24 protein-coding genes and 1 pseudogene are annotated in these 24,803 nt (G+C 52.0%); 9 read left to right on the forward strand and 16 right to left on the reverse strand.

Features of this window, described 5'->3' with window-relative positions; translation table 11 throughout:
- Positions 1–30: 30 nt before the first annotated feature.
- From AACU94_RS08230 to nemR, 5 genes are all read right to left on the reverse strand, one after another.
- The gene (locus tag AACU94_RS08230; RefSeq protein WP_135489239.1) at positions 31–4,647 is read right to left on the reverse strand and encodes an ATP-dependent helicase; all 4,617 of its coding nucleotides are present in this window, start codon (positions 4,645–4,647) and stop codon (positions 31–33) included.
- 92 nt (positions 4,648–4,739) lie between these two features.
- Entirely contained in the window at positions 4,740–5,387 is a 648-nt protein-coding gene (gene rnt / locus AACU94_RS08235) for a ribonuclease T (protein WP_001282281.1), read from the reverse strand.
- Between the two features lie 102 nt (positions 5,388–5,489).
- Positions 5,490–5,897 (reverse strand): lactoylglutathione lyase, encoded by a 408-nt coding sequence (gene gloA, locus AACU94_RS08240; RefSeq protein ID WP_001237796.1) that lies wholly within the window; start codon positions 5,895–5,897, stop codon positions 5,490–5,492.
- An 80-nt stretch (positions 5,898–5,977) separates the two neighbouring features.
- Entirely contained in the window at positions 5,978–7,075 is a 1,098-nt protein-coding gene (nemA, locus tag AACU94_RS08245; RefSeq protein WP_135489240.1) for an N-ethylmaleimide reductase, read from the reverse strand.
- A 35-nt stretch (positions 7,076–7,110) separates the two neighbouring features.
- Positions 7,111–7,710 (reverse strand): DNA-binding transcriptional regulator NemR, encoded by a 600-nt coding sequence (gene nemR / locus AACU94_RS08250; RefSeq protein ID WP_135489241.1) that lies wholly within the window; start codon positions 7,708–7,710, stop codon positions 7,111–7,113.
- Positions 7,711–7,812: 102 nt separating this feature from the next.
- Between nemR and AACU94_RS08255 the strand changes: the two genes are divergently transcribed.
- The 3 genes from AACU94_RS08255 (at position 7,813) to sodC (ending at position 9,598) form a co-directional block, all read left to right on the forward strand.
- Complete coding sequence (locus tag AACU94_RS08255) at positions 7,813–8,052, forward strand: DUF1289 domain-containing protein (RefSeq protein WP_000840482.1); 240 nt, start codon at positions 7,813–7,815, stop codon at positions 8,050–8,052.
- A 48-nt stretch (positions 8,053–8,100) separates the two neighbouring features.
- A complete protein-coding gene (locus AACU94_RS08260) occupies positions 8,101–8,997 on the forward strand; it encodes an aldo/keto reductase (protein ID WP_130218984.1) in 897 nt (298 codons plus the stop codon).
- Positions 8,998–9,076: 79 nt separating this feature from the next.
- Complete coding sequence (gene sodC, locus AACU94_RS08265; RefSeq protein ID WP_135405856.1) at positions 9,077–9,598, forward strand: superoxide dismutase [Cu-Zn] SodC; 522 nt, start codon at positions 9,077–9,079, stop codon at positions 9,596–9,598.
- On the opposite strand, the gene AACU94_RS08270 is transcribed toward sodC, so the two are convergent.
- From AACU94_RS08270 to AACU94_RS08280, 3 genes are read right to left on the reverse strand one after another with little or no spacing between them, the layout of a single operon-like run.
- Complete coding sequence (locus AACU94_RS08270; RefSeq protein WP_135489242.1) at positions 9,599–11,611, reverse strand: FUSC family protein; 2,013 nt, start codon at positions 11,609–11,611, stop codon at positions 9,599–9,601. It abuts the gene before it with no gap.
- Positions 11,611–12,468 (reverse strand): efflux RND transporter periplasmic adaptor subunit, encoded by an 858-nt coding sequence (locus AACU94_RS08275; protein WP_135489243.1) that lies wholly within the window; start codon positions 12,466–12,468, stop codon positions 11,611–11,613. The genes AACU94_RS08270 and AACU94_RS08275 overlap by 1 nt, the downstream gene beginning before the upstream one ends.
- A gap of 2 nt (positions 12,469–12,470) precedes the next feature.
- Entirely contained in the window at positions 12,471–12,707 is a 237-nt protein-coding gene (locus AACU94_RS08280; protein WP_130208178.1) for a DUF1656 domain-containing protein, read from the reverse strand.
- A gap of 200 nt (positions 12,708–12,907) precedes the next feature.
- Here AACU94_RS08280 and slyA point away from each other — a divergent pair, with 200 nt between their 5' ends.
- Complete coding sequence (gene slyA / locus AACU94_RS08285; protein WP_135489244.1) at positions 12,908–13,342, forward strand: transcriptional regulator SlyA; 435 nt, start codon at positions 12,908–12,910, stop codon at positions 13,340–13,342.
- 46 nt (positions 13,343–13,388) lie between these two features.
- Here the strand turns inward: slyA and slyB are convergent, their stop codons facing one another.
- Complete coding sequence (gene slyB / locus AACU94_RS08290; RefSeq protein WP_064530029.1) at positions 13,389–13,856, reverse strand: outer membrane lipoprotein SlyB; 468 nt, start codon at positions 13,854–13,856, stop codon at positions 13,389–13,391.
- Positions 13,857–14,130: 274 nt separating this feature from the next.
- Between slyB and anmK the strand changes: the two genes are divergently transcribed.
- From anmK to pdxY, 5 genes are all read left to right on the forward strand, one after another.
- On the forward strand, positions 14,131–15,252 hold the full coding sequence (anmK, locus tag AACU94_RS08295) for an anhydro-N-acetylmuramic acid kinase (protein WP_135385929.1): 1,122 nt from the start codon (positions 14,131–14,133) through the stop codon (positions 15,250–15,252).
- An 85-nt stretch (positions 15,253–15,337) separates the two neighbouring features.
- Positions 15,338–15,667: a C-type lysozyme inhibitor gene (gene mliC, locus AACU94_RS08300; protein WP_130208174.1), complete on the forward strand. Its 330-nt coding sequence runs from the start codon at positions 15,338–15,340 to the stop codon at positions 15,665–15,667.
- Between the two features lie 58 nt (positions 15,668–15,725).
- On the forward strand, positions 15,726–16,382 hold the full coding sequence (gene pdxH / locus AACU94_RS08305; protein ID WP_064530026.1) for a pyridoxamine 5'-phosphate oxidase: 657 nt from the start codon (positions 15,726–15,728) through the stop codon (positions 16,380–16,382).
- A gap of 128 nt (positions 16,383–16,510) precedes the next feature.
- Positions 16,511–17,785: a tyrosine--tRNA ligase gene (gene tyrS / locus AACU94_RS08310; protein ID WP_053264059.1), complete on the forward strand. Its 1,275-nt coding sequence runs from the start codon at positions 16,511–16,513 to the stop codon at positions 17,783–17,785.
- 61 nt (positions 17,786–17,846) lie between these two features.
- Positions 17,847–18,707 (forward strand): pyridoxal kinase PdxY, encoded by an 861-nt coding sequence (pdxY, locus tag AACU94_RS08315; RefSeq protein ID WP_130219000.1) that lies wholly within the window; start codon positions 17,847–17,849, stop codon positions 18,705–18,707.
- A gap of 44 nt (positions 18,708–18,751) precedes the next feature.
- On the opposite strand, the gene gstA is transcribed toward pdxY, so the two are convergent.
- From gstA to AACU94_RS08350, 7 genes and pseudogenes are all read right to left on the reverse strand, one after another.
- The gene (gene gstA, locus AACU94_RS08320) at positions 18,752–19,357 is read right to left on the reverse strand and encodes a glutathione transferase GstA (RefSeq protein ID WP_130224742.1); all 606 of its coding nucleotides are present in this window, start codon (positions 19,355–19,357) and stop codon (positions 18,752–18,754) included.
- 105 nt (positions 19,358–19,462) lie between these two features.
- The gene (gene dtpA / locus AACU94_RS08325; RefSeq protein ID WP_064530078.1) at positions 19,463–20,965 is read right to left on the reverse strand and encodes a dipeptide/tripeptide permease DtpA; all 1,503 of its coding nucleotides are present in this window, start codon (positions 20,963–20,965) and stop codon (positions 19,463–19,465) included.
- A 609-nt stretch (positions 20,966–21,574) separates the two neighbouring features.
- The gene (nth, locus tag AACU94_RS08330; protein ID WP_001030332.1) at positions 21,575–22,210 is read right to left on the reverse strand and encodes an endonuclease III; all 636 of its coding nucleotides are present in this window, start codon (positions 22,208–22,210) and stop codon (positions 21,575–21,577) included.
- On the reverse strand, positions 22,210–22,905 hold the full coding sequence (gene rsxE / locus AACU94_RS08335; RefSeq protein ID WP_135489245.1) for an electron transport complex subunit RsxE: 696 nt from the start codon (positions 22,903–22,905) through the stop codon (positions 22,210–22,212). The genes nth and rsxE overlap by 1 nt, the downstream gene beginning before the upstream one ends.
- A 3-nt stretch (positions 22,906–22,908) precedes the next feature.
- Positions 22,909–23,529, reverse strand: coding sequence for an electron transport complex subunit RsxG (gene rsxG / locus AACU94_RS08340; RefSeq protein WP_130224744.1), 621 nt, complete (start codon positions 23,527–23,529; stop codon positions 22,909–22,911).
- Between the two features lie 3 nt (positions 23,530–23,532).
- Entirely contained in the window at positions 23,533–24,591 is a 1,059-nt protein-coding gene (gene rsxD / locus AACU94_RS08345) for an electron transport complex subunit RsxD (protein WP_135489246.1), read from the reverse strand.
- Positions 24,592–24,803 (reverse strand): annotated as a pseudogene (locus AACU94_RS08350) (electron transport complex subunit RsxC); the annotation flags it as partial.

Consider the following 24,803-nt stretch of genomic DNA (forward strand, 5'->3'; position numbering starts at 1 on the left):
CGGATGCTAACCGGCATCCGTCAGTGCTTTTTATCCCCAATCCAGCCCTTGTGGCGAACTTGAAAATCCCGCCTCACGCAGCAGCGTAAACATCGGCGTTTGCCGGACCGGTTGGTCATTCACTTCTGTCAACGTAAACCGTAGCCGTGGTTCTCGCCGCAACGCGGTGGTTAGCGCCAGGAAAACCTCCGGTGGTAATAATTCATCTTTTTCCTGCCAGACCAGCATTTTTTTGCCACCTTGCGCCAGATAAATCAATAATTTGCCGCCAGAAATGACCACCAGCGCACCTGCCCGACGAGTCGGAACCAGCGTCGCCGGATGTGCAGGCCAGGGTAGCAGATTCCCCCACAAATTGGCCGGATCGTTGGCACTAAGGGCCACGGGCATATATTGTCGCGTCTGCGTGGCATGGGGCGCCAGGTCGCGCAGACGGTCAATGGTCTGGCGATCAGCAAATTGTGCACCACCCAAACCTTCAACAAATCGACCCCGCATAATTCGCCCGGAGTCTTCCATACTTCGACAAAGCGTTTGCATCGACGGAAATCCGCCAGGAATATTTTCAGCAATCACCGCCTGACGGCTGATGATTCCGTAGCGGTCGAGCATATTTTCCGCCAGCGCCAGCATCCTTTCGGTATCGTTTAGTGACTCCACCTGCAATAACGACCAGCGTCCAGCCAGCTTTGGTGTGTTGTAAGATACCAACGGCATAGCTGGCGGTGCATAAACCGGACGTCCACGACGAGTCCGGCTACTACGGCGAGTTGAAGGGCGTGCGCTGGTACTACTGCGGGTAAGGGCGCGCAACGGTGCCCAAATGTCACAGGTGATGACGCCTTGCCAGACCAGTTCCCAAAGCGCCTCTTGCAGGGCTGAAGGATCTACTGGCTCGCCGATTTTCTCGCCTGTTCGTTGGCTGATTTGTTGCGCAAACCAGGCGCCCCCGTCAGTCAGAACCGCGATAATTGCTTGCTGAAGCGCTGAACGTTTCGCGTGATCATTTTCTGCAGGAATATACGATTCGGCGGCATATTCCTGTAAATGCAGTGCCACCAGACCGTCATCCTCGCCGAGCTTTTTTTGCCCCGACCAGATAACCGTACCTGTTGCCAGCAGTTCATCGAGCATTTCTGGCGAGTAATCGCGTACGCGGGCGGGCAGGATCTGGCTTTCCCACAGCGAGGCGGGTAAACCGAAACCAGCAAGCTGTTCAATAACCCGCATGACGCCATCCACGCCTTCATAAACGCCTGGCGATGTTGAGGCAAAGAGCGCCGGGCTACCATCGGTGGCGGGGAGCACGCCCTGACGTTCCAGCAGCAATCGTGCATAGGCAATGGCTGGTACCGGACGCGTAGCTTCTCTGGCAGCCTGCAGGGAACGTAAACGCAAGCGACGAAAAACTTCATCGCTCACCCAGATGTCTTGTTGCAAATTCATCACCAGCCCCTGTTCGCGCAAATGATGAAGTTGCTCTTCGACAATGGCAATACCGAGGCTAAACTCATGAGCCAGTTGTTCAGCCGTGACCAGAGCATGAGCCCGGAGATAGCGCAGAAAGAGATCGCGAAGCGGGTAATTGACACGGTGCAAGTAAATATCAGGCAGCGAGTCCGGCAGTTGCACTCCGAGAGCATCGCGTAATTTAGCAGCGTCGTCCATACAGGCCAGACGCTCCTGTCCGCTAATCATCGCCGGGAAGATTCGTTTTACTGCAAGAAGATTTTCCAGATACGACGCAACCTCTTCACTGCTGCCTGTATGCCGTTGCGCCAGGTCTTCAACGGTCATTGGCCCCAGTTCGCGCAGTAGGTCGAAAAGACCTTCTTCACCTTTCGCTCTTCTGCCGGGGGCCAGCCGCTGTAACTCTTCTTCCACCTGACGAATGATCTGCGGGTCGAGTAATTCCCCCGGATCAACCTGACCGAGTAGATTGCGCAGTAACTCGCTGTCCAGCGACAGTACGGATGCCCGGCGTTCTGCCAGCGGGGCGTCGCTCTGATACATAAATTCCGCCACATAACCGAACAATAAACTGGCGGCAAAAGGTGAGGGCGTCGCGGTGGTGACATCGGAAATTTGAATTTCGCCACTGTTAAGGCGACGCATCAAACGTTCCAGCGCGGGAAGATCATAAACATCTTGCAGACATTCGCGTAGGGTTTCGAGAATGACAGGAAAATCCGGATATCCCTGGGCGATTTCCAGTAACTGGCTGGCACGCAGCCGTTGTTGCCAGAGCGGGGTGCGATGCCCCGGTGTTCGGCCAGGCATTAATAATGCCCGCGCGGCGCATTCGCGAAAACGGGCGGCGAAAAGTGCCGAGTTGCCCACCGCCTCGCGGACAATTTGCAGCAACTTTTCTGGTTCAAACAAAAAAACCGCGGCGTCAGGCAATTTACCATCGGCGTCAGGAATACGGGCGACAATACCGTCATCGCTGGCGACTACCGAGGCATCAGCGCCCCATAGCGCATGCAGTCGCCCGGCAATCGCCAGCGCCCACGGTTCATGCACTCGTCTTCCATAGGGAGAGTGTAAAATAATGCGCCAGTCGCCAATCTCATCACGGCAGCGTTCGAGAACCAGGTGGCGGCTTCCAGGAACAACGCCCGTAGCGCTACGTTGTTCGTCAATCAGTCCCTGAATATTGGCGAGTGTATTTTCTTCTGCCAGCCACGGCGGGATATTTCCGGAAAAGAACGCGCCATCCGCCAGCAGATGGAGAAAATCGCCGATCATTTCCCCCAATTCAGCGGGGCGTCCATTACCTTCGCCACGCCAGAAGGGAAGTCGGGCAGAGCGACCTGGTGCAGGTGTCACAATGACCTGATCGCGGGTGATTTGTTGGATCCGCCATGAGGTAGCGCCGAGAGTGATGATGTCATTCACTCGCGATTCATACACCATCTCTTCATCCAGTTCGCCCACCCGCCGCGAGCCTGTCTGCTCTTCACCTTCGGGTAATAACACACTGTACATGCCACGATCCGGAATGGTGCCACCGCTGGTAACAGCCAACAGCTGAGCGCCAGGTCGGGCGGTCAATATCCCCGTCTCCCTGTTCCAGACCAGTTTTGGTCGAAAAGCAGAAAAATCGCCTGAGGGATAGCGCCCGGAAAGCATATCCAGCGTGGCGTCAAAAACGCGTCTTGGCAGATCTTTCCACGGTGCAGCACGGCGTACGCGGGAGTACCATTCGTCTACCTGTAATTCATCCATCGCCGCGGCGGCAACGGTTTGCTGCGCAAGGACGTCGAGTGGATTATGCGGTGGCGTCAGGTTTTCCAGCCTGCCTGCAAACATACACTCGACAATGACGGCGGAATCGACTAAATCACGCCGGGTACGGGGGAAAAATAGCCCTTTAGATACACCGCCAACCTGATGTCCGGCGCGACCAATGCGCTGTAGCCCGCTGGCGACAGAAAGCGGCGTCGCCACCTGAATCACCAGATCCACCGCGCCCATATCAATCCCCAGTTCGAGACTGGAAGTCGCGACCACACAGCGCAATTCGCCTGATTTCAGGGCTTGTTCGGTTATCGCCCGTTGTTCTTTAGAGACGGAACCGTGGTGCGAGCGGGCAATGAAAACGTCGCTACGTTGTACGCGGTTTGAGGTTGCGCCGGAGGTCGACTCGAAATGAGTGGCGTCTATGGCGATGGCCGGGGAGCGCTGCAATCGTGCGGCGTAAAGCTCATTCAGCCGTGCCGTCAGTTTTTCCGCCAGGCCGCGTGAATTTGTAAAGACGATGGTCGAGCGATGGCGCAACACTTCATCAAGAATGCCGGTTTCAATATACGGCCAGATTGAGCCTTCTCTGCCCGCATGGCTGTCTTCGCCAGTGCCGCTGGCGACCGATGAGACATCATCCATATTGGCGACTGGGACGACAATCCGTATCTGCGGATGGCGCATTGCGGGCGGGTTGACAACAGTAACCGGACGATCGCCACCAAGAAATGCTGCCACATCGCTGGCTGAGCGTACAGTCGCGGAAAGGCCAATTCGCTGTGCTGAGGTGTGTAGCAGCGCATCGAGCCGTTCCAGGCTTAACGCCAGATGCGCACCGCGTTTGCTTCCCGCGACCGCGTGGACTTCATCAATAATCACCGTTTCGACGCCGCGCAGCGTCTCGCGTGCGCGGGAGGTCAGCATCAGATAGAGTGATTCGGGCGTGGTTATCAGAATATCCGGCGGATTGCGGGTCAGTTTGCTGCGTTCCTGCGCGGGCGTATCGCCAGTCCGGATGCCCACGCGGAGGTTGACTTCCATTTCGCCGCGCCGCCGCCGTTCCACTGCAATGCTTTGTAACGGGATCTGCAAATTGCGCTGAACGTCGGTGCCTAAGGCTTTAATCGGTGAAATATAGAGGATGCGCGAGGTTTTACGCTTATGCGCCTCGCTGGCGTTGTCTCCGCCTTCGCGGAAGAGCTGATCGAGGGCATAGAGAAAAGCGGCCAGCGTTTTCCCTGAGCCAGTCGGTGCAATCACCAGCGCATGTTCACCTCGTGCCGCCACATGCCAGGTTTGCGACTGGACAGCGGTCGGCTGTTTAAAGGCGCGAAGAAACCAGTCGCGGGTCGCCAGTGAAAACACGTCCGGCAGGGGCGATGAAGGGGTTGGATTATCTGCCATTAACGCTATTCCCCGTGAATATCATGCATGATGCGTGGAATAGCCTCACTATAGATGCCTGAATCATTGCATGTCATCAGGCATCGACTCGATTACACCTCTTCGGCGGCAGGCAGCGGCCAGCCTCCCAGACGTTTCCAGCGATTGACGATTTCACAAAACAGCACAGCAGTGCGTTCGGTGTCGTACAGCGCGGAGTGCGCCTGGGTGCTGTCGAAGTCCATACCCGCGGTCTGGCAGGCTTTTGATAATACGGTTTGTCCGAGTGCCAGCCCGGCCAGTGCCGCGGTGTCAAAAGTGGCGAAAGGGTGGAATGGGTTACGTTTCAGTGAGGCGCGTTCTGCGGCGGCCATCATAAAGCTGTGATCAAAATTGGCGTTGTGCGCCACCATAATGGCCCGGTTACAGCCGCTCGCTTTAATGCCTTTACGTACAACTTTAAAAATTTCGTGCAGCGCCTCGTATTCGCTGACCGCGCCGCGATCGGGATCGTTCGGGTCAATGCCGTTGAAGGCGAGGGCCTCTGGCTGCAAATTTGCGCCGACAAATGGTTCGACGTGGAAATGTAATGTGGTGTCCGGCATCAGCCAGCCTTGTTCATCCATTTTCAGGGTGATGGCGGCAATCTCAAGCAGCGCATCGGTTTTGGCGTTAAATCCGGCTGTTTCAACATCGATCACAACAGGATAAAAACCACGAAAACGGTCGCACAGACCGGTAAGTTGAGCGTTATCGGACATCTGATTCTCTTAATACGGATAAATTGCAGCGCGCATTATGACAAATATTACTTGTCGATGCAGTAAAGATGCGGGCGCGATGAGTTCGCGCCCGGCAGGAGATTAGTTGCCCAGACCGCGACCGGCGTCTTTCTCTTCGATTAATTCAATTTTGTAACCATCCGGATCTTCCACAAACGCGATAACCGTAGTACCGCCTTTTACCGGACCCGCTTCACGGGTGACGTTACCCCCGTTCTGACGGATTTTTTCGCACGCTTCAGCGGCGTTATCTACGCTAAGCGCGATGTGACCATAAGCAGTGCCGAGTTCGTATTTATCCACGCCCCAGTTGTAGGTCAGTTCAATCACCGCTTCTTCGGTTTCCGGGCCGTAGCCAACAAACGCCAGTGAGTATTTGTATTCCGGGTTTTCGCTGGTACGCAGCAGTTTCATGCCCAGCACTTTGGTATAAAAATCGATGGAGCGTTGCAGATCACCAACGCGCAGCATGGTATGAAGAAGACGCATCTTTATATCCTCAAAATGGCTAACAGATTCAAAATGTTGTTTTAGTATAGCGGCGGCTTTACGCCGCTCGCAATGTTGGATTACAACGTCGGGTAATCGGTATAGCCTTCCGCGCCGCCACCGTAGAAACTTTCGGCACGTTGTGGGTTAAGCTCAGCTCTGCGCTGCAAGCGGGCGACCAGATCCGGGTTCGCAATCCAGTCACGACCAAATGCCACCGCATCAATTAACCCTTTGCCAATCAGCGTTTCGGCTTTTTCTACCGTGTATGCACCTGCGCCGATAATCGGACCGTGGAAACGGGCGCGTACTTTTTCGCGAAACGCCTCGGTATACGGTTTGCCGCCTGCCCAGTCTGGTTCTGACATATGCAGGTAAGCAATGCCGCGTTTGCCCAGTTGTTCAATCAGATACAGCGCATCGGCTTCTTCATTCGGGCCGTTATCCGTATTCTGGAACGTACCGATTGGCGAAACGCGAATGCCAATGCGATCGGCTCCCCATTCTTCAATCCCGGCATCAACGACTTCCAGCACCAGACGTGCGCGATTTTCCACGCTGCCGCCGTACTGATCGGTACGATGGTTTGAAGAAGGGGAAAGGAACTGATGCAGCAAATAACCGTGAGCGGAGTGGAGCTCCACCAGATCAAACCCGGCTTCACGCGCGTTAGCAATGGCCTGACGGAAATCATTGACGATACCCGGAATTTCTTCCAGTTCCAGTGCCCGCGGCATGGATGTTTCAACACGGATCGCCTGACCATTTTCATCGCGCAGGGAAGTACGTGTTCCCGCGCTAAGTGCTGAAGGCGCTACCGGTGCCTGACCGCCAGGTTGCAGGCTGGCGTGAGAAATGCGTCCGGTGTGCCACAGCTGTACGGCCATATGACCATTTTCAGCATGAACGCCAGCGGTGATTTTTTTCCATGCGGCAATTTGCTCCGGGCTATGGATGCCTGGCGCGCCTGCATATCCTTTTGCCTGAGCGGAAATTTGCGTGGCTTCGCTAATAATTAAACCAGCACTGGCACGTTGGCGATAGTATTCCGCCATCAACGGGGTAGGGATGTCACCCGGTTCAATACTGCGCAGACGCGTTAGTGGTGCCATAAAAATACGGTTTGCCGCCGTGATCGCGCCCACTTTCAGTGGGGAATACAGTTTTTCAGATGACATAAAGGCTCCCGGTCGTCTGGTGATAAAAAAGCCTACTAAACGGCAGGCGTCGCAATAATGGTGTTTACATGTGCTAGCGCGTTTTCCAGTGGTTCGGAATTGCGCGAAATTTTGGCCTGCAGATTCGCACCCAGCCATAGTGCGTAAAGCACTTGCGCCTGTTGCAGCGGTTCGCCACAAAAGGTTAAACAATGGCTATCACGGCCATTTTCCAGCGCCTGCGAGAGCAGGGCGATCACGCCGCTAGCGCCTTTATCCATCGCGCTGCGCATATCTTCTGACAGATCGCATACTTCGGCAGAGAGTTTTACTGTCAGGCAACCACTGATGGTTCCGTGTTGGCAAAACTGGTTCAGCGTCTGCTGGTAATAAGCCAGTATGCGGTCGCGGTAATTACCTTCGCCGGATTGCAGTAACTCTGTTAGTCGCTGGTGGTATGCTGCGTAATGACGTTCAAGCATGGCAACGCCAAACGCTTCTTTAGAGCGAAAGTAGTGATAGAAGGATCCTTTCGGCACTTCAGCGGTCTTCAGTAATTCGCTTAATCCCATCCCGGTGAATCCACGTTGCAGGCAAAGTTGCTCACCCGTCGCCAGGAGGTGTTCGCGAGTATCATGTTCGGTGTGTTTGTTCATGCGTTCGAGTGTAGTAGACCAGTCGGTCTAGTGCAAGCAAAGTTGCTACTTTGGGCATTAAGAGCTTCAATAGTGGTAATAATCTCATTTCAGGAGGGCGAAGTGGCGGAGCAACTAGAGTTCTTTCCCGTCCAGAGCCCGTGCCGGGGAATTTGCCAGTCTGATGAGCGCGGATTTTGTCGCGGCTGTTTTCGTAGCCGGGATGAGCGTTTTAACTGGAATAAAATGAGCGATGGCGAAAAACAAGAGGTGCTGCGCCTTTGTCGCCAGCGGCTGATGCGTAAATTACGCGCGAATAAGCCAACGTCATCAGATGAACCGGAGCAACCATCACTCTTTTGAGCATAATCTTGCGTATACTCCTCTCATATCTGATAAGAGGAAGCGATTATGGTTCAGCGTATTACTATTGCGCCGCAAGGCCCGGAGTTTTCCCGTTTTGTGATGGGCTACTGGCGACTGATGGACTGGAATATGTCTGCCCGTCAGTTGGTTAGCTTTATTGAGGAGCATCTGGATCTCGGCATTACCACCGTGGACCATGCTGATATATATGGCGGCTATCAGTGTGAAGCGGCGTTTGGCGAGGCGCTGAAGCTGGCGCCTCATCTGCGTGAACGGATGGAAATCGTCAGCAAATGTGGCATCGCAACGACCGCGCGTGAAGAAAACGTCATTGGTCATTACATCACTGACCGCGACCATATTATTAAAAGCGCCGAACAGTCGCTGATTAATCTCGCGACCGATCATCTGGATCTGCTGTTAATCCACCGTCCCGACCCGTTAATGGATGCCGATGAAGTGGCGGATGCGTTTAAACATCTGCATCAGAGCGGCAAAGTGCGCCATTTTGGCGTCTCCAACTTCACGCCTGCGCAATTTGCCCTGTTGCAATCACGCCTGCCATTTACCCTTGCCACTAATCAGGTGGAAATATCCCCGGTGCATCAGCCGTTGCTGCTGGATGGCACGCTCGACCAACTGCAACAACTGCGTGTTCGTCCGATGGCGTGGTCGTGCCTTGGTGGTGGACGTCTGTTCAATGATGATTTTTTCCAGCCGCTGCGTGATGAACTCGCTGTGATAGCCCAGGAATTAAACGCGGCCACTATTGAGCAGGTTGTTTACGCCTGGATATTACGTCTGCCATCGCAGCCGCTGCCGATTATCGGCTCCGGTAAAATTGAGCGCGTGCGGGCAGCTGTCGAAGCGGAAGCATTGAAAATGACCCGCCAACAATGGTTCCGTATCCGTAAAGCGGCACTGGGTTACGACGTACCATAAACACTTTTAGGAATAGCCGCCGTTCAAATATGTGTCACTGGTTTACACTTAACGGGTATGCACAATGAACGGAGGTCCTATGAAGCGTTTTAGTCTGGCTATTCTGGCGCTGGTTGTTGCGACCGGCGCACAAGCGGCCAGTGAAAAAGTCGAGATGAACCTCGTTACGTCGCAAGGGGTTGGGCAGTCAATAGGTAGCGTAACTATTACTGAAACCGATAAAGGTCTGGAGTTTTCACCCGATCTGAAAGCATTACCCCCCGGTGAACATGGCTTCCATATTCATGCTAAAGGAAGCTGCCAGCCAGCCACCAAAGATGGCAAAGCCAGCGCCGCGGAATCTGCAGGCGGGCATCTTGATCCACAAAAAACCAACAAGCATGAAGGGCCGGAAGGTGCGGGACATTTAGGCGATCTGCCTGCGCTGGTGGTCAATAATGACGGCAAGGCGACCGATGCCGTTATTGCGCCTCGTCTGAAATCACTCGATGAAATCAAAGACAAGGCGCTGATGATCCACGTTGGCGGCGATAATATGTCCGATCAGCCTAAACCGCTGGGCGGTGGCGGTGAACGCTATGCCTGTGGTGTTATTAAGTAGTTAAGAGGCCAGCGTACCTTGCGGCGGTGCTTGCTCAAGTTGCGAAAGCGAGCAGTACAGCCGCCAGACAATTGCCGCCAGCTCACGGGCAGCAGGCTGATGATGCCGGGCAAGGCTGTCGCAAATCCGCTGTAATTCTTCAAGTGTGGCTGCCAGCGATTTTTGCTGAACGCCACGCTCACTCATCACTCCCCGCAACAGCGAAATACAGTTATCCCGCACTTGTGATAACGGATCAGAACGTGACTCCCACTCGCGTAATTGCCAGACAACATGCGAACAGTTCAGTAGCACCACCCCCCAACGTAATAACCAGCGGCGCGCCAGCGCATCCTGGCTGTTGCTCAACTGACTGACGTGATGATAAGTGAGCGATTCAAATTCGCTTTCACTCAGTGTTGGATGGCGGCTTAGTTGATCGACAAAATCCCGGCGCAGCGCGCGAATATGACGACGGCTTTTACGAGCATCTGATCCTGGACGCAGAATGGCGAACGCTAACCACGCCAACGCCACGCCAACGATTTTTGCCAGATTATCGTTAAGAAAATCAGCAAAATCATACACCGGGGGATTAGTGACAGCGATAAATGATCCCATAAAAACAATCAGTTGCCCCCATAATGCAGCTTGTTTTGGCAATTGTATTTTGAGTAGCTGCATCGTTGCCAGCAGGGGGAAAAGAAACAGCAAAAATTGCCACAGCTCGCTAATTTGGACCATCAGGCCAAATTTAACCACAAAGCTAAAGAACGAAAGCAATACCAGCGTGCGCATCAGCAGCGACAATGACTTAAACGGTGCTGCGACGGCGGAGTAAAGGACGCAGCTAATTGCAGCCAGGGTTAATGCATTGGCTCCGGCATCCCATTGCGAGGCAATACTCCACGCACCAATCATCATCAACGTAGAAAATGTCCGCAGCCCGCTCCACATGGCTTCTGCATTATCGGTATGACGTGCCAGCCCGGACGCGCGAGGGAGTCTGGTTTGATCATCTACGCCGCTTTGCAGACGATGTAATTCCTGACTACTTTGCAGATAAAGGCGGCAAAAATAACGTAGTCGATACCAGAAGGCGACGTGCCGGTAGTCAGCTGAGTTCGTCGGGCGTAGCGGGGCAATAATGCGTGCGACGGTGTAAAAATCCGTTTGCCCGCTGGCGAGGGTCGTTAGCAACTGTTCAAGAATTTCCCGTATAGCACCAGGGGGTGATGGCCAGTTGAGCAACATACGCCGCAAGCTCGAAATTACGCTGGTCATGCGTAATTGCTGGTGGAGTAACGCATTGAGGCGCGCGTTTTGCTGGCGGAAGCGATAGTGGCTCCAGAAAGCCTGGATACGCAGCAAATTCATGGTCAGTATCTGCCCAATCACCCCTTCATGTGCGGTACGAATGGCATCGGTTGTTTCAGGCTGCCAGAGTAAACTGGCATGTTCCAGTAAACGGGCGTGCATGTTTTTCAATGCGGTTAAAAGGGCAGTGGCATCGGAAGTGCTCGGCAGAATCATCATCATCATCCCACCGCAGAGAATACCGACGATCACTTCGCAAACGCGCGCCTGGGCGATGTCCCACAACTGGCTTGCTTCAGTGATATTGACCATCGGGAAGGCGATAATCGCGGCTGTGTAACCCGCCAGTTGAAACGCATAGGCCACGTTATTCGTGAAATGCGCGCAGGCCCAGGTACAAAAACCAAGCCATGCCGACATGCTCAACAGGAAGAACCACGGCTCGTTGAGAGTATGCCCGGCAAGGATTAGCGCCGCGATAGCCCCCAGCAAACTGCCAGCGATGCGCCCCAGGCTTTTGCTGATGACACCGCCAACTGTCGGAAAGCTCACTACCGCAGCTGATGTCATCGCCCAATAGGGTTCGTCCAGATTTAAATAATAAGCAACAGTCAGCGCCAGACACATGGCAAGGGTATTGCGCAACGCATAGCGCCATTGTGCCAGCGTGGCCTTAAACCAGGGCAGATTGCGCAGAGACCATGACCAGGCGTTCATTACTGACCTACTGCGATACTACAAGTTGTGCCGGATACTAGCGTGACATCGCCGGGAACATTATCAAGGGCAAAGCGAACCGGGACGCGCTGGGCGAGACGAACCCAGGGAACGTTAGGTTTAACGTCTGGAATCAGGCTGGAATCGTTTTCCACACTCTGATCATAAATTGCCCGACCGATACTGGAGACGTGACCCTGTAACGTTTTGTTGTCGCTATAGAGCGTAATTTGTGCTGGCGCACCGTCGCGGATATGCCGCAATTTGGTTTCTTCAAAATAACCAATGACGTAAAACGAGTGACTGTCCACCAGGGCAAACAGCGGTTTTCCTGTGTCGGCGTAGTCGCCGATGCGGGTAGTGAGGTTGGTGACCCATCCGCTGACCGGGGCGCGAATTTCCGTTTGTGCCAGTTGCCATTGTGCCTGTTTCAGCGTTGCTTGTGCAGCATCGACACTGGCCTGCATCGCTTTAACATTGAGGTTTGCCGTATCCAGTTCTTCGGCAGAGATAAAATTTTGCGAGAGATGACGGCGGCGATTGGCCTCATTATTGGCTCTGGCAAGATCCGATTGCGCTTTCGCCAGTTGGGCCTGGGCATTCAGTTCGGCAATCTGGAAGGGTGTTTTATCGATAGTGAACAGAATATCGCCAGCGTTAACCAACTGGTTGTCTTTTATATTCATCTCAACAATACGTCCGGACACTTGTGGGGTGATAGCGACCTGTTCCGCGCGTATTTTGCCATCCCGCGTCCACGGTGACTGCATGTAATAGTTCCAGAGCCACCACCCGGCGAGAACGGCAACTACTGCTACAATTATTGTTGAGAAATATTTAATGGTTTTAATTGACATAGTTACCACGCAATCAATATTGCCAGGGCGGAGCATACGCAGATCGCAAACAGCGACAAATCCATTAACAAGGGATGCCAGATGTCGCCTGCGTAGATCCAGTCGCGAAGCAGGCGGTGCAGGACAAGCCAGACGACGAATCCAAGCGCGAAGGCTTTGAAAAACGGAGGAAAGTAGACGGATGCACCGAACACCAGATCTTGTAGGGGTAATCCTGTTGCACTATGCATAAACTTCACAAAATAGATTCCTTTGAGGCTGAGTTTATTGCTTTAGATTAATAAATATTGTTTATGTGAGAGAAAATTACTCGCTATTTCTGAAAAGCATGTCTGACGGTAAGCAAATGCAGCAATCCATTTGTTTTAGCAATACAATTGCTGCACACTATTCTAAAAGCCGTATAATATCTTAGCAAGCTAATTATAAGGAGATGAAATTGGAATCGCCACTAGGTTCTGATCTGGCACGGTTGGTGCGCATATGGCGTGCTCTGATAGACCATCGCCTGAAACCCCTGGAGTTAACGCAAACCCATTGGGTGACGTTGCACAATATACATCAGTTACCTCCAGACCAGTCGCAAATTCAACTGGCAAAAGCGATCGGCATTGAGCAGCCATCACTGGTTCGTACGTTGGACCAACTGGAAGAAAAAGGGTTAATTTCGCGTCAAACTTGTCCCAGCGATCGGCGGGCCAAACGTATTAAACTGACGGAAAAGGCGGAGCCGCTGATTAGCGAAATGGAAGCTGTTATTAACAAGACCCGGGCGGAAATTTTGGATGGGATTTCAACAGAGGAACTGGAACAACTGATTAGGCTCATTGCAAAACTTGAGCATAATATTACTGAGTTACAGGCCAAAGGGTGAAATAAAGGGGGCGTGTGGCCAGGTAGCTGACCACACGTCAACTTGTTTAGCGCGGGGAAACCGTCACCTGGCTGCCGTTGCTGGCCAGAACGACACGTTGTCCCGGAGAGAAATGGGTATTGCCCTGTTTCTGTACCACCATGATGGTGTTGCCATCATCTTTACGAATTTCCAGCTCCACACCCTGTGTTTTGTTCATTGCGCTCTGTACGCCCTGACCGGCTACGCCACCCGCGACGGCACCTGCTGCGGTAGCCAAAGAGCGTCCCGTACCACCACCAACGGTATTACCAAGAAAACCACCGAGAACTGCACCGCCAATTGCGCCGATGACGTTGGAATCATCACCGCCCTGAATTTGTACCTGCCGTACGTTAACGATTGTGCCGTAGCTGACATTCTGCACTTGCTTCGCTTCAGAGGCAGTATAAACATCACCAGATAGGGTATCGTTGTTAACACAACCAACAAGAGAAAGACCTACCATTGATACAACCAGTACGCGTTTAATCATTGAAAAATCTCCTGATTACCATGAAACGCCTCACAAGCATCCCTAATGGTCAAAGTTATTCGCATTAGTATAACCATGATTACATGTTCCACTAAGACATGATTAAATCATAATTAGAGTAGGGTTAACCAAGTATAAACAAAACATTCATATTAGTTATTGATGTGAATATAATCTTTTACTACCAACGATAAAAATCGGCTCTTATGCATGGAATTCGCGAAAGGTTTGTGTTTGAGTGGAACGCAAACATCAGGTTGAAAAAGGATGAACTATGAAATCAGGCCGCTTTATTGGTGTTATGTCAGGTACTAGCCTGGATGGTGTCGATGTTGTGTTAGCGACGATCGATGAACACCGGGTGGCGCAGCTGGCGAGTTTGAGCTGGCCGATTCCCCCATCAATCAAACAGGCGGTGCTGGATATTTGCCAGGGGCAACAGCTTACGCTCTCCCAGTTTGGTCAACTGGATACCCGACTTGGCTGCTTGTTTGCGGATGCCGTTAATGCACTATTAAAAGCAGAAAATTTACAGCCGAAAGATATCGTAGCTATCGGTTGTCATGGCCAGACCGTCTGGCACGAACCCACGGGCGTCGCGCCACATACGCTACAGATTGGTGATAACAATCAAATTGTTGCGCGGACTGGAATTACCGTCGTCGGGGATTTTCGCCGTCGCGATATCGCCTTAGGTGGCCAGGGCGCACCGCTGGTACCTGCTTTTCATCACGCATTGCTGGCCCATCCAACTGAGCGGCGAATGGTGCTTAATATTGGTGGTATTGCCAATCTGTCACTACTCATTCCAGGAATGCCGGTAGGTGGCTACGATACCGGACCGGGCAACATGCTAATGGACGCATGGATCTGCCGTCAGGTCGGTAAACCTTACGATAAAGACGCTGAGTGGGCGCGGGCGGGCAAGGTTATTCTGCCGCTGCTGCAAAAAATGCTTAGCGATCCCTATTTTTCCCAGCCAGCACCCAAAAGCACCGGGCGCGAATACTTTAACTATGCCTGGCTGGAGCGTCATCTACGCGATTTCCCTGGCCTGGATGCGCGAGATGTCCAGGCAACACTGGCGGAACTCACCGCCGTGACCATTTCTGAACAAGTCTTGTTGAGCGGTGGCTGCGATCGATTGATGGTATGTGGTGGCGGAAGTCGCAATCCGCTGCTTATGGCGCGTCTGGCTGCATTACTGCCAGGTACTGAAGTGACCTCCACCGATGCCGTTGGCATTAGTGGCGATGATATGGAAGCGTTAGCCTTCGCATGGCTTGCCTGGCGAACGCTGGCTGGGCTGCCCGGCAATCTACCTTCCGTTACCGGCGCAAGCGAGGAGACGGTGCTGGGCGCTATTTTCCCTGCCAACCCGCGATATCAGAGTTAACTGAATTTTTCTTACTGCGTCTGCCGTTACACTTGGAAGTTGAGGAGGGCGTTTTTGCCCTCCGGACCAGGAAAGTCTTCGGGATATGTTTATGAAAAAACTGTTACTACTTTGTCTGCCGCTATTTCTTACCGGCTGTGGCGCGTTTAATCAACTGGTTGAGCGCATGCAAACTGATACGCTGGAATACCAGTGTGATGAAAAACCGTTGACGGTCAAACTGAATAATCCGCGTCAGGAAGTTAGTTTTGTTTACGATAATCAACTGCTGCACCTTAAACAGGGTATTTCAGCTTCTGGCGCACGTTATACCGACGGTATCTACGTTTTCTGGTCAAAAGGTGATGAGGCGACGGTCTATAAACGTGACCGCATCGTCTTGAATAACTGTCAGTTACAAAATCCACAGCGTTGAGATTTTTCCAGGGGCGGCGCACAATAGCGTCACCCACTGACAATTTGTAAAGAAAACCATGGCTGATAACGACGAATTGCAGCAAATCGCGCATCTGCGCCGTGAATACACTAAAGGCGGTTTACGCCGCCGCGATCTTCCCGCCGATCCTTTAACCCTTTTTGAACGCTGGCTTTCTCAGGCCTGTGAAGCCAAACTGGCCGATCCTACTGCGATGGTCGTCGCCACCGTTGATGAACATGGCCAACCCTATCAGCGCATTGTTTTACTAAAACATTACGATGAAAAAGGGATGGTGTTTTACACCAACCTCGGCAGCCGTAAAGCACACCAAATCGAAAATAATCCGCGCGTTAGCCTGCTTTTCCCATGGCATACCCTGGAACGGCAGGTGATGGTTATCGGTAAAGCGGAACGTCTTTCGACTCTCGAAGTGATGAAATATTTTCATAGCCGCCCGCGTGATAGCCAGATTGGCGCGTGGGTATCGAAGCAATCCAGCCGTATTTCTGCGCGTGGGATCCTTGAAAGCAAATTCCTGGAATTGAAGCAGAAGTTTCAGCAGGGCGAAGTGCCGTTGCCGAGTTTTTGGGGCGGTTTTCGCGTCAGCCTTGAACAGATTGAGTTCTGGCAGGGCGGTGAGCATCGGCTGCATGACCGCTTTTTGTACCAGCGTGAAAACGAGGCGTGGAAAATCGATCGCCTCGCACCCTGAAAAGATGCAAAAATCTTGCTTTAATCGCTGGTACTCCTGATTCCGGCACTTTATTCTATGTCTCTTTCGCATCTGGCGAAAAGTCGTGTACCGGCAAAGGTGCAGTCGTTATATACATGGAGATTTTGATGGCAAGCAGTAACTTGATTAAACAATTGCAAGAGCGGGGGCTGGTGGCCCAGGTGACGGACGAAGAAGCGTTAGCAGAGCGACTGGCGCAAGGCCCGATCGCGCTCTATTGCGGCTTCGATCCTACCGCTGACAGCTTGCATTTGGGGCATCTTGTTCCATTGTTATGCCTGAAACGCTTCCAGCAGGCGGGCCACAAGCCGGTTGCGCTGGTAGGCGGCGCCACGGGTCTGATTGGCGACCCGAGCTTCAAAGCTGCCGAGCGTAAGCTGAACACTGAAGAAACTGTTCAGGAGTGGGTGGACAAAATCCGCAAGCAGGTTGCCCCGTTCCTCGATTTCGACTGCGGAGAAAACTCTGCTATCGCAGCGAACAACTATGACTGGTTCGGCAATATGAATGTGCTGACCTTCCTGCGCGATATCGGCAAGCACTTCTCCGTTAACCAGATGATCAACAAAGAAGCGGTTAAACAGCGTCTCAACCGTGAAGATCAGGGGATTTCGTTTACCGAGTTTTCCTACAACCTGTTGCAGGGCTATGACTTTGCCTGCCTGAACAAACAGTACGGTGTGGTGCTGCAAATCGGCGGTTCTGACCAGTGGGGTAACATCACCTCTGGTATCGATCTGACCCGTCGTCTGCATCAGAACCAGGTGTTTGGCCTGACCGTTCCGCTGATCACCAAAGCAGACGGCACTAAGTTCGGTAAAACTGAAGGTGGTGCAGTATGGCTGGATCCGAAGAAAACCAGTCCGTACAAGTTCTACCAGTTCTGGATCAATACTGCTGATGCTGACGTTTACCGCTTCCTGAAGTTCTTTACCTTTATGAGCATTGAAGAGATCAATGCCCTCGAAGAAGAAGACAAAAACAGCGGTAAAGCGCCACGCGCTCAGTATGTGCTTGCGGAGCAGGTGACGCGTCTGGTTCACGGTGAAGAAGGTTTGCAAGCTGCGAAACGTATTACCGAGTGCCTGTTCAGCGGTTCTCTGAGTGCGCTGAGTGAAGCGGACTTCGAACAACTGGCGCAGGACGGCGTACCGATGGTAGAAATGGAAAAAGGCGCTGATCTGATGCAGGCGTTGGTTGATTCTGAACTGCAACCTTCCCGTGGTCAGGCGCGTAAAACTATCGCCTCTAATGCCATCACCATTAATGGTGAAAAACAGTCCGATCCAGAATACTTCTTTAAAGAAGAAGATCGTCTGTTTGGTCGTTATACCTTACTTCGTCGCGGCAAAAAGAATTACTGTCTGATTTGCTGGAAATAATGCATTAAGTGGAAAGGGGGGGTGAGAAATCACTCCCCCTGATTTTTATACAGGGAACACGATGAAAAATATTCTCGCTATCCAGTCTCACGTTGTCTATGGTCATGCGGGTAACAGCGCGGCAGAGTTTCCAATGCGCCGCCTGGGCGCGAATGTCTGGCCGCTCAACACCGTTCAATTTTCTAATCACACTCAATACGGCAAATGGACCGGCTGTGTTATGCCGCCCAGCCATTTAACCGAAATTGTGCAAGGCATTGCTGCCATCGATAAGTTGCACACTTGTGATGCTGTATTAAGCGGCTATCTGGGGTCGGCGGAGCAGGGCGAGCATATCCTCGGTATTGTCCGTCAGGTTAAAGCGGCGAACCCGCAGGCGAAATATTTTTGCGATCCGGTAATGGGACACCCCGAAAAAGGCTGTATCGTTGCGCCAGGTGTGGCGGAGTTCCACGTGCGTCACGGTCTTCCTGCCAGCGATATCATCGCGCCAAATCTGGTTGAGCTGGAAATCCTCTGCGAGCATCCGGTACATAACGTCGAAGATGCGGTTAAAGCTGCGCGCGAACTTATTGCTCAGGGGCCTGAAATCGTACTGGTGAAACATCTGGCGCGTGCCGGTTACAGCACAGAACGTTTTGAAATGCTGCTGGTCACTGCCGATGAAGCATGGCATATCGACCGTCCTCTGGTAGATTTTGGCACGCGTCAGCCAGTAGGTGTTGGTGATGTGACGAGCGGGTTACTGCTGGTGAAACTACTACAGGGCGCAACGTTGCAGCAGGCGCTGGAGCATGTGACCGCGGCGGTATACGAAATTATGGTAACCACCAAAGCGATGCAGGAATATGAGCTGCAAGTTGTAGCTGCACAGGATCGTATTGCTAAACCAGAACACTACTTCAGTGCGACGAAGCTCTGAAAAGTGTCTTGTCGGCCCACAGTATCCTGCGGGCCGATAAACCATTACTGCAAGCCTTCTGCTGTTAGCGCGGCTTTTACCGTCGGACGTTCAGCCATACGCTGCATATAGGCGGCAATATGCGCTAAACCTTCCAGATTCAATTTCACCCCATATGCCCAGCGCAGTACAGTAAACAGATAGGCGTCAGCAATAGTAAAACGTTGCCCGCAAATCCAGTGATCCTCTTTCAGCGCATCGTTAACGTACTGCAGTTTTTTCTCCAGCTGTGCGCGTGCAGTCGGCTTGAACTCTTCCGGTGTAGCCGGGTGAAACAGCGGAGTAAAGCCTTTATGCAACTCAGTGGCGATATAGTTCAGCCATTCGATGGTTTTATAGCGAGAAATACTGTTTACCGGAGCCAGTAACTGGCGGTCGGGGACGCTGTCGGCAAGATACTGCATAATGGCCACGCCTTCCGTGAGCAGAGTGCCATCGTCCAGCAGCAGAGCAGGAACCTGCCCTTTAGGATTAATCGCAAAGTAATCATCGCCGTTTTCCAGACGTTTTTTCATTAAATCCACACTGGTGAGCGTAAAGTCCTTTCCGCTCTCACGCAGGATGATATGGGAAGCAAGAGAGCAGGCGCCCGGTTTGTAGAACAGTTTCATCGGTAACTCCTTTTGGCTGTGGTTTAAAGTATGGTAGTGCGTTGCTGAACAAAAAAAAAGCCGCTAACGAAAAGTTAGCGGCTTGTAAAAGAGTTTCCCTGAAATTTACGCTACGGCAGCTTTCGCCGCTTTATCAGCAGCATCGTCCTGAGTCATACGATGCAGTTTCGGCGCGGTCAGCAGCATCAGCACTGCAATAACAGCAGTAGCAACACCAATCTGTAAGAATACGCGGCCATATACTTCCAGCGACATCAGCGGATCGGTTACGTTATCCGGTACAGCCATCATACCCGCAACATAACCACCAATCAGGTTTGCACCGGCAGTGGTCAGGAACCAGCTACCCATAATAAAGCCCATCAGACGCTGTGGAACGAGCTGCGCAACCATTGCCAGACCCAGACCGGAGATCATCAGTTCACCGATACTCTGCAGGCCATAGCTTGCGACCAGCCAGCTTACAGACACGATACCGGCGTCAGAGGCGAATTTCGCGCCCAGTGGCAGGATCAGGAACGCGCCAGAACACATCACCATACCGATAGCAAACTTAGTCGGCATCGGCAGGGTATCGCCCATCTTGTTATAGATAGCGGCGAGAATCGGGCTACCAATGATGATCCAGAACGGGTTCAGTGCCTGATACTGTTCAGGTTCTACTGCCAGGCCCAGAATGGTGTGCTCAACGTTACGGATTGCAAAGAAGTTCAGAGACGTCGGCATCTGGCTGTACAGCACGAAGAAGATGATTGCTTCAAGCATCAGGATGAAAGCAACGATCATTTTACGACGTGCAGCACCTTTCATTGCAAAGGCTTCTTTACCGAAGATAACCACGATACCGAAGGCAACAACGCCCAGCGCCATACGCGCAACGTCCTGGTTGTGCAGCAGCCAGGTGGCAATAGCAATCAGCGCGACAACACCAATAATGGTTAACAGCAGATTGCGGTAGTTGATCGGCTCGAAGTCAGGTTTTGAACCGTACTGCTTAACCCAGCGTTGGCAAAAGGCGAAGTTAACGATGGTGATCAACAGACCAACTACGCTAAGGGCGAATGCGACGCTCCAGCCATACTTGGCTGCTAACCACGGCGTTGCAATCATAGAGAAGAATGAACCGATGTTGACGGACATGTAGTACATGGTGAATGCACCGTCCAGGCGTGGATCGTTTTTCTCGTAGCAAGTTGACAGCAGTGAAGACGGGTTGGCTTTAAACAGGCCGTTACCGACCGCAATTGCCGCCATACCCATATAGACGATACCGGCATCGTGACCAGACCAGGCAACCAGCGCATAGCCAATAGCCAGCACAATAGCACCAAGCATAATGACGCGTTTTGTACCCAGTACTTTATCGCCTAACCAACCACCAATAGCGACAAGACCATAAACCAGGGCGCTAAAGGAAGAGAAAAGTGTGATTGAATCCGCTTCGGACATACCCAGTTGTTTAACCAGGTAAACAGCCATAATTCCTTGTAGGCCGTAATAACCAAAGCGTTCCCATAACTCGATCGAGAAGATGAGATAGAACGCCTTCGGTTGTTTGAAAGCGTTCAAACTAACGCTTTCTGTTGGTTTTTGGTTTGCAGTGGACACTTTTACCTCTTTTTTTACATCCCATATTAACGGGGGTGCTTTCTCGCGTGATGTCTAATAAACATACGCGCAATTGTTATAGTGGGAGGGGAAACGGCAGGTAATGTTCACTATCTTGCACTTTCAGACAAGTCCTTTGTAATAATCTGTTACATATAACTGGCATGGAGAAATCATCGGCCCATTGAAATGTTATCCAGCGTTAAATTTTTCAAAAAACGTAACGGCAGATTTTTTCACTACCAGAAGAGGGGGGATACTGATATTTGGCGATATGTTCTACTGTAAGGTGTTTTATGTAGTGAGATAGTCCATTATCTGAAAAATAGACAGTGTAATGTTTTGTAGGTTTATGCCCTGGTTGAATCAATGCCTTGTCAAATTTAACTTAAATAGAGCAATATTTTTACATTATGACATCAGTGTGATCTTGATCACGAATAGATAGAAAATTTCGCTATTAAAAAAACAATTAACCTGCATTTTTGGTTATTCACAAACGGATTGCCTGATAATGATGCCGCGAGGCGGCATCATTGACGTTAACAAGATGTTTTATAAGAGGATGAGAAATAGTTATGAATGGGATAACGATGTTACCCCTTTTCGTCAGATGTCAACTTTCTCTTTGTATTCACAAAGATCTTCAATAATGCAGGAGCCACAGCGAGGCTTGCGGGCAATACAGGTGTAACGCCCGTGGAGGATTAACCAGTGGTGGCAATCGACTTTGAATTCTGCCGGAACCACTTTGAGTAGTTTTTCTTCAACCTGTTCGACATTTTTCCCCGGTGCAAATTGGGTGCGATTACAGACGCGGAAAATGTGCGTATCTACAGCAATGGTCGGCCAACCGAAAGCAGTATTCAATACCACGTTTGCTGTTTTACGCCCTACACCGGGCAGGGCTTCTAGCGCAGCGCGATCTTCCGGCACTTCGCCATTATGCTGTTCGAGCAAAATACGGCAGGTTTTGATGATATTTTCTGCTTTGCTGTTATATAGCCCAATGGTTTTGATATACGTTTTAACCCCATCGACGCCCAGTTCGAGCATTGCGGCAGGTGTATTGGCCACCGGGTAAAGCTTTGCCGTCGCCTTATTGACGCTGACATCGGTCGCCTGGGCGGAAAGCAGTACAGCAATTAATAATTCAAAAGGCGAACTGAAATTAAGTTCGGTTGTAGGATGAGGGTTGTTCTCACGCAGGCGAGTGAGGATCTCCAGTCGTTTTGCTTTGTTCATCAGACATTCCCTGTTTCACCGTTTGGCAACTCGCGTGTAGCAGCTGCTTCAGCACGGCGCTTTTTCATTCTTTCATCAATCAGATATTTTCCCGCCAGCATCAGCCCCAGACCAATGAATGCGCCTGGCGGTAACATTGCTAACAGGAAGGGTGAATCGGTGTGGAAGATCTCTATCCGCAAGACTTTGGCCCAGCTACCCAACAGCGCATCGGCACCGTCAAACAATGTTCCGTTGCCGATGATTTCGCGTAGTGAACCCAGTACGAACATGGCGCAGGTTGCACCCATGCCTATCGAAAAACCATCAAGCGCGGAGAGTGCCGGACCTTTTTTGGCGGCGAAGGCTTCCGCACGGCCAACAACGATACAGTTAGTGACAATCAGAGGAATAAAAATCCCTAACGATTGATACAGGCCAAAGGCGTATGCGTTAATCAGCATTTGTACGGCGCTGACCACCGAGGCGATGATCATCACGTAAATCGGGATTCGGATTTCGGCTGGCGTCCAGTGACGCAGCGTCGAGATGGTCAGGTTGGTGAGAGTCAACACCAGCGTTGTCGCAAGCCCTAAACCCAGTGCGTTGGTGGCAGTGGAAGTGACCGCCAGCAGCGGACAGAGGCCAAGTAACTGGACCAACGCGGAGTTGTTCTTCCATAACCCCTGAACAATAACGTCTTTAATTTCGCTCACGGTTTATTCTCCACAGGCAGGAAGTTGAGAAAGTTGTGCTGGCAACGTTTGGGCATACAATCCGGCGCGTTTTACCGCATTCACCACCGCGCGAGGCGTAATGGTCGCCCCGGTGAACTGGTCGAAATCACCACCATCTTTCTTCACCGCCCAGTGAGCGTCATCCGCACCGCTGATTTGTTTACCCGCAAAATGGGTGATCCAGTCAGAAAGGCGTAGTTCGATTTTGTCGCCAAGTCCCGGCGTTTCGTGATGTTCTGTCACGCGGGTGCCAAGTACCGTGCCGTTAAAATCGGCCCCAACCAACAACTGAATCGCACCGGAATAACCATCCGGCGCGGTGGCCTCCAGAACGGCAGCTACCGGTTTATCATCCTGTTTCGCGATGTAAATCCGATGTTCACCTTTTCCTAACTCTGGCGCAGTCACTATATAGCAACTTTGGGCCAGCTCGTTGTTATAGCGATCGGCTGGTAACACCTGATCAAATAACGCTTTTTGTTGCAGGCTAGCCTGTTCAGCAATCGTGGCTTTGGTCATCTGGTTGATGGCAGCCGTTAAACCTGTTGAACCAGCGGCGAACAGCGCCAGCGTAATACCGTGTTTTCGGATAGTCTTTAGCATGGTTTATCCTTTGCGATGGCCGTATACGCGTGGACGCGTGTAGTAATCGATCAGAGGAACCGTGATGTTCGCCAGCAGGACAGCAAAGGCAACGCCGTCAGGATAGCCACCAAAACTGCGGATCAGCCAGACTAATAATCCCGCCAGTGCACCGAAAATCAGACGACCACGATTGGTGGTAGACGCGGTTACTGGATCGGTCAGAATAAAAAATGCACCGAGCATGGTCGCGCCAGACAGCAGATGAATCTGCGGTGAAGCTAGTGTTTCGGGGGCGAACAACCAACCCAGCGTTGCGCACAGGGCCAGTGTCACTAAGAAACTGACGGGAATATGCCAACGAATCGCTTTCTGCCATAGCAGCCACACGCCACCAACCAGCCAGGCGAGGTTTACCCATTGCCAGCCAGCGCCCGCGAGAACACCGCTGTAGATTGGATACTGCATAATCTGTTCAACCGAATGACCGGCGCGTACAGATGTTTTGAACGTATCCAGCGGTGTCGCCTGGCTAATGCCATCGATACCTAAGCGAAGTGTGTTCATATCACCACCACTGGCGGTATGACCGCTGAAGATAATCTGTACAGCATCAATGAATCCAGGGACGTTGACCGCAATCTCATGCGGCGGCAACCAGCTGGTCATCTGTACCGGGAAGGAGATCAGTAATACCACATAACCAATCATTGCCGGGTTAAACGGATTTTGCCCCAGACCGCCATACAGCTGTTTAGCGATGATTACGGCAAACACCGTGCCGAGTACCACCATCCACCACGGCGCAAGAGGCGGAATACTTACCGCCAGTAATAAGCCCGTTAGCAATGCTGAGTTATCTTTTAAGGTTGCAGCTACAGATTGCTTGCGCAGTTTGAGTACGAGGGCTTCGGCTAAGAGTGCACTGACCGAGGCCAACAGGATTTGAACGAGAGTACCCCAGCCAAAAAACCACAGTTGCGCAGCGATGCCAGGGACGGTTGCGACCAGCACCAGCAGCATGATGCGCGATGTCTGGCGCTGGTTATGGGTATAAGGGGAGCTAGCTATTCTGAATACCATTTAGTCCTCGTTTACAACCTTTTGCTGAGCGGCTTTTTTTGCCTGAACCCGGGCGATAGCCGCGGCAACTGCAGCTTTGCGGGGATCAACCTGTTCTTCCTGCTCTACGTTGGCCTGCTGCTGTTCCAGCTTGCGCGCTTTAGCACGGGCGATAGCGGCTTCAACGGCAGCTTTACGCGGGTCAATCTGTTCTTCTGGCTCTACGTTGGCCT

The organism is Escherichia sp. E4702, from assembly GCF_963883545.1.
Taxonomy (GTDB): Bacteria; Pseudomonadota; Gammaproteobacteria; order Enterobacterales; family Enterobacteriaceae; genus Escherichia.

Bases quoted from the DNA above. Each gene is read 5' to 3' on its own strand.
- pdxY (WP_130219000.1), top strand. From the start codon at position 17,847: ATGAAAAATATTCTCGCTATCCAGTCTCACGTTGTCTATGGTCATGCG.
- pdxH (WP_064530026.1), top strand. From the start codon at position 15,726: ATGGCTGATAACGACGAATTGCAGCAAATCGCGCATCTGCGCCGTGAA.
- rsxG (WP_130224744.1), bottom strand. From the start codon at position 23,529: ATGCTAAAGACTATCCGAAAACACGGTATTACGCTGGCGCTGTTCGCC.
- gstA (WP_130224742.1), bottom strand. From the start codon at position 19,357: ATGAAACTGTTCTACAAACCGGGCGCCTGCTCTCTTGCTTCCCATATC.
- anmK (WP_135385929.1), top strand. From the start codon at position 14,131: ATGAAATCAGGCCGCTTTATTGGTGTTATGTCAGGTACTAGCCTGGAT.
- AACU94_RS08275 (WP_135489243.1), bottom strand. From the start codon at position 12,468: ATGTCAATTAAAACCATTAAATATTTCTCAACAATAATTGTAGCAGTA.
- rsxD (WP_135489246.1), bottom strand. From the start codon at position 24,591: ATGGTATTCAGAATAGCTAGCTCCCCTTATACCCATAACCAGCGCCAG.
- nth (WP_001030332.1), bottom strand. From the start codon at position 22,210: ATGAACAAAGCAAAACGACTGGAGATCCTCACTCGCCTGCGTGAGAAC.
- gloA (WP_001237796.1), bottom strand. From the start codon at position 5,897: ATGCGTCTTCTTCATACCATGCTGCGCGTTGGTGATCTGCAACGCTCC.
- slyB (WP_064530029.1), bottom strand. From the start codon at position 13,856: ATGATTAAACGCGTACTGGTTGTATCAATGGTAGGTCTTTCTCTTGTT.
- nemA (WP_135489240.1), bottom strand. From the start codon at position 7,075: ATGTCATCTGAAAAACTGTATTCCCCACTGAAAGTGGGCGCGATCACG.
- AACU94_RS08230 (WP_135489239.1), bottom strand. From the start codon at position 4,647: ATGGCAGATAATCCAACCCCTTCATCGCCCCTGCCGGACGTGTTTTCA.
- rnt (WP_001282281.1), bottom strand. From the start codon at position 5,387: ATGTCCGATAACGCTCAACTTACCGGTCTGTGCGACCGTTTTCGTGGT.
- sodC (WP_135405856.1), top strand. From the start codon at position 9,077: ATGAAGCGTTTTAGTCTGGCTATTCTGGCGCTGGTTGTTGCGACCGGC.
- AACU94_RS08260 (WP_130218984.1), top strand. From the start codon at position 8,101: ATGGTTCAGCGTATTACTATTGCGCCGCAAGGCCCGGAGTTTTCCCGT.
- AACU94_RS08270 (WP_135489242.1), bottom strand. From the start codon at position 11,611: ATGAACGCCTGGTCATGGTCTCTGCGCAATCTGCCCTGGTTTAAGGCC.
- tyrS (WP_053264059.1), top strand. From the start codon at position 16,511: ATGGCAAGCAGTAACTTGATTAAACAATTGCAAGAGCGGGGGCTGGTG.
- mliC (WP_130208174.1), top strand. From the start codon at position 15,338: ATGTTTATGAAAAAACTGTTACTACTTTGTCTGCCGCTATTTCTTACC.
- nemR (WP_135489241.1), bottom strand. From the start codon at position 7,710: ATGAACAAACACACCGAACATGATACTCGCGAACACCTCCTGGCGACG.